Source organism: Pseudomonas sp. P5_A2_2, from assembly GCF_054177685.1.
The window spans coordinates 1-3,620 of sequence record NZ_JBGCUL010000450.1; the positions used below are offsets into that span (position 1 = coordinate 1).

The window sequence follows — 3,620 nt, forward strand, 5'->3', positions numbered from 1 at the left end:
AGCTTAGAGCGGTGCTGGCTGAATGATCTCGACCCAGTAGGCGTCCGGGTCCTTGATGAACGCCAGGCTCTTCATACGACCATCGCTCAAGCGTTTCTGGAAATCGCAGCCCAGTGCTTCAAAGCGCTCGCAGGCGGCGACGATGTCCGGTACCGAGATGCAGATGTGGCCGAAACCGCGGGGGTCGGTGTTGCCGTTATGGTAGGCGAAATCCGCATCGTTCTCGGTGCCGTGGTTGTGGGTCAGCTCCAGAATGCCGGGTATCGATTTCATCCACTCGGTGCGCGTGGCCGCATCGGCCGGGATCTGGTTTTTGTCGACCAGTGCCAGGAAATACAGGCTGAACTCGGCTTCCGGGAAGTCGCGTTTTTCCACCAGGGTAAAGCCCAGAATGCGTGTGTAGAAATCCAGGGACTTGGTGATGTCCTTGACCCGCAGCATGGTGTGGTTGAAGACAAACTTCTGTGTGGCGGCGTCCGGTTGGGCGGTGACGCCGGGGAAGGTGTTCAATTCGTGCAGGCTCATGGGCCCTCCGGGAAATATGTGGGCTAACGAATGGCGACAATGATACGCAAGGGCTCGGACATCACCAAACCCAAGCAGTCGGCTATTGCCTGGCGGCCGGCCTGGGCCCAGACTTTACGGCTTGATCCGTGAGTGCCCAGTGCAATGATTAGATTCCATAAACTGCTGTTCATTCTGTTAAGCGTGCTTTCGGTGGCTGGCGCTGCGCGTGCCGATGCGCCCGTAGTGACCTGGCCGGAAGGTTGGCAGGTCGAAGTCGTGCCTGAATCGGTGTCGGGGGTGAGTCGCCAGCGGGCGGTGAAAAATGACCAGAATGGATCGCCGCTCATGGTGATGGAACTGACCATGAGTCCGGTGCAAAGCGATCACCAGGTAAACCTCGAAGGCGTATTGCTGGAGATGCGCAAGTCAGTTCAAAAAGACTTCTTTCAGGGCGGGTATCAAAGTGTCTGCACGCGAATTCATGCGACTACGCTGAGTCGATTGGCCGCGCTGGAAACAACCTGTACCGTCACGCAAAACGGCAGGCATGTGCTTTCTCAAACATTGGTGGCCGCGGTGGATGCCGATAAGGCCTATGTTCTTTCCTACGCCGGGCAGGCCGAGGCTTATAAGGCGAGCCAGGATGAAATAGACGCGGCCCGTAACAGCTTGAAACTTTAGTAAGCGACAGTGCTTTTTCGATGCATGAAGAAAATTTTAGATATCCAAATGGATTAAGCACAAAGTTGGTGGCAGTCAGGTAGTTGACGGGTGTCCGCCCCTGGCATATTAGATAACCCATGAAAAAGCCCTGCATAAGCAGGGCTTTTTTGTCGCCGCGAGAGTTAGCCGCGCAGCCAGGAATCAACGGTGGCTGCACCGTACTGTTCTTTCCAGGCTTTCAGGCCGCGGTGGTTGCCGCCCTTGGTTTCAATCRGCTCGCCGGTATGCGGGTTCTGATAAACCTTGACCACTCGGGCGCGGCGGGTTTTAGGTGCTGCTGCCTGCAGCAATCCGGATTTTGCCGGGTTGGGATCGAGAATGGCGATGATGTCGCGCAGGCTCTTGCCATAGGATTTCATCAAGCCCTGGAGCTTCTCTTCGAATTCGATTTCTTTCTTGAGCCCGGCATCGTTCTTCAGGGATTCCAACTGCTTGAGCTGTTCTTGAAGGGCCTTTTCGGCTGCACGAAATTCAGCGAGTCTGGACAATATCTTTACTCCAATAGTGTGTTTGGCTGATACCAACCGCAAACAAAGCTATAAGCCAAGAGCCTTGTAGCGACTCGGTGATAGTGGCTCACCTGTCAATTTTGCGCAGGCATGTAAAATTGTAGTAGTTAATTGGCCAAGAGTAAATCCTGTCTTTTTCTTCATGTAACGGCAGTAGTGTTTTGATTCAAATTGGTGCGTGTAGTCGTTGTTTTCTCGGTTAAATCCGCTAGTTAATGGTTGCTTAATGCACTAATGAATTCCGCACCGGGCATGGGTTTGCCGAACAGATAACCTTGCAGGAAGTTGACCTGACGAGCACTCAGGTAATCACTCTGTTCACGGGTTTCGACACCTTCGGCCACCAGGGCAAGGTCGAGTTTGACCGCCAGTTCGATGATGCTGTCGAGGATGTGGCTGGAGAGTGTGTCGATGCCGATCATGGCGACAAAACTCTGGTCGATTTTCAGAAAATCGACATTGAACTGCCGCAGGTAGCCAAGGCTCGAGTGGCCCGTGCCGAAGTCGTCGATGGCGATTTTCACGCCCAGTTCGCGAAGTTGCTCCAATAGTTGCAGGGTGATGGCCGTGGGCTCGATCAGTTCACGTTCGGTCAGTTCCAGCACCAGATGGATCGAGCCCGGCTCGAACGCATCGAGAAACTCGCGACAGTCTTTGACCAGTTCCAGGTCCTGGCAATGGCTGGCGGTGATGTTGATGCCGATGTGGAACGGCTTGTTGAATCCGGCGGATTGCGGCGCGAGCAGGGCGGCGGTCTGTCGCATGAGCGAGCGGGTCATCGGTACGATCAGCCCGGAGTGCTCGGCAAACGGGATGAACAGATCCGGACGCACCAGGCCTTCTTTCGGATGTTTCCAGCGCATCAGCACTTCAGCGCCGGACCAGTGTTTGTTGTCGCCATGCACCACAGGCTGGAAATATGGAATGAACTCTTGAGCTTCCAGTGCCCGTTGCATTTCCTGGGTGGGGGCCGATGAGCGCTTTTGCAGGAAGTGACCGATTGACCCGGCAATCACGCCAAAGAAAATCAGCAGACTGAAAAGCGGTGGATATTCGCTGCTCATGTATCGCCAGGTTTCGCCTTTGGGAAAGCCGGCTTCCACGGCAAAAGCATAGTGCCGGGAGGTCAATCGACTTTGTGCAACGGGCAGGTCAGGCGCGGCTTCCCTGTGAACCTTGCCGTCGGCGGCTATCCAGTCCGGGCCAACTTGCAGCAAGAGCAAGGTCTTGCGGCCGATCAAGCGCAGAATATTGCTCAAGTGATGACCATCGAGATTCGCCAGTGCACCTTTTTTTCCTTCACTCAGGCGGTAGACCAGCAAGGCGGTGTCGGGCGTCACCGGATTGCCGCTCATGAGCCATAAGGCGCCCTGGGTGTAGTCACCGGGGTTGACCTTCTCCTGGTAGTCGCCGAACAAAGAACTGCAATAGAGATTGTTGTCCCACACCAGACTGGTCGAGCGCACGAATGGGCGGCGAGTGACCTGCTCGCGCAGGGCCAGATTGACATCGCCGCAACTTTGGCCGGCCAGCGGCAGTAGTTCACGAGCGGCCTGGGCGGTGTTGTCGAGCATCAAGTCGAACTGGCGAATCGCTTCTTCGGCGGTTTGTTCGGCGCCTTGTTTGAGCGCACGCCCCGCTTGCATGTAAAGAATGGCGACCCCCAGCAGCACCGGGAGCAATCCACTGATCAGGGTGACAGCCATTCTTGTGCTGCGACTGCGGGTTTTGGCTTTCAGCGGCATTCGCGAATCCTGTCACGAAGAAGTAATGCTCTCAAACGCTGGCAGGACAAAACGCCTCCCATGAAGAGTTCGGGTACGGGCCATGATAGTTGGCCCTTGGCGGTTATGCCGCTCAACGCCAGTCAAGGCTTGCGGC

The 3,620-nt window shown here is 55.6% G+C and carries 4 protein-coding genes; 1 reads left to right on the top strand and 3 read right to left on the bottom strand.

The window, feature by feature from the left end:
• Positions 1-3: 3 nt before the first annotated feature.
• Positions 4-525 carry a lactoylglutathione lyase gene (gene gloA / locus ACXRVY_RS20210; protein ID WP_223463073.1) on the bottom strand — a complete coding sequence of 174 codons (522 nt, stop codon included), beginning with the start codon at positions 523-525 and terminating at the stop codon, positions 4-6.
• Between the two features lie 144 nt (positions 526-669).
• Between gloA and ACXRVY_RS20215 the strand changes: the two genes are divergently transcribed.
• Positions 670-1,188 (top strand): DUF4946 domain-containing protein, encoded by a 519-nt coding sequence (locus ACXRVY_RS20215; RefSeq protein ID WP_223463074.1) that lies wholly within the window; start codon positions 670-672, stop codon positions 1,186-1,188.
• Between the two features lie 164 nt (positions 1,189-1,352).
• Here the strand turns inward: ACXRVY_RS20215 and ACXRVY_RS20220 are convergent, their stop codons facing one another.
• Positions 1,353-1,718, bottom strand: coding sequence for a histone-like nucleoid-structuring protein, MvaT/MvaU family (locus ACXRVY_RS20220; RefSeq protein WP_458238077.1), 366 nt, complete (start codon positions 1,716-1,718; stop codon positions 1,353-1,355).
• A gap of 233 nt (positions 1,719-1,951) precedes the next feature.
• Positions 1,952-3,484, bottom strand: a complete 1,533-nt coding sequence (locus ACXRVY_RS20225) for an EAL domain-containing protein (RefSeq protein WP_223463076.1) — start codon at positions 3,482-3,484, stop codon at positions 1,952-1,954.
• Between the last annotated feature and the right edge of the window lie 136 nt (positions 3,485-3,620).

What these genes read in the sequence shown, in the direction of transcription:
- ACXRVY_RS20225 (WP_223463076.1), bottom strand. Translation starts at nt 3,484, where the DNA reads ATGCCGCTGAAAGCCAAAACCCGCAGTCGCAGCACAAGAATGGCTGTC.
- ACXRVY_RS20215 (WP_223463074.1), top strand. Translation starts at nt 670, where the DNA reads ATGATTAGATTCCATAAACTGCTGTTCATTCTGTTAAGCGTGCTTTCG.
- gloA (WP_223463073.1), bottom strand. Translation starts at nt 525, where the DNA reads ATGAGCCTGCACGAATTGAACACCTTCCCCGGCGTCACCGCCCAACCG.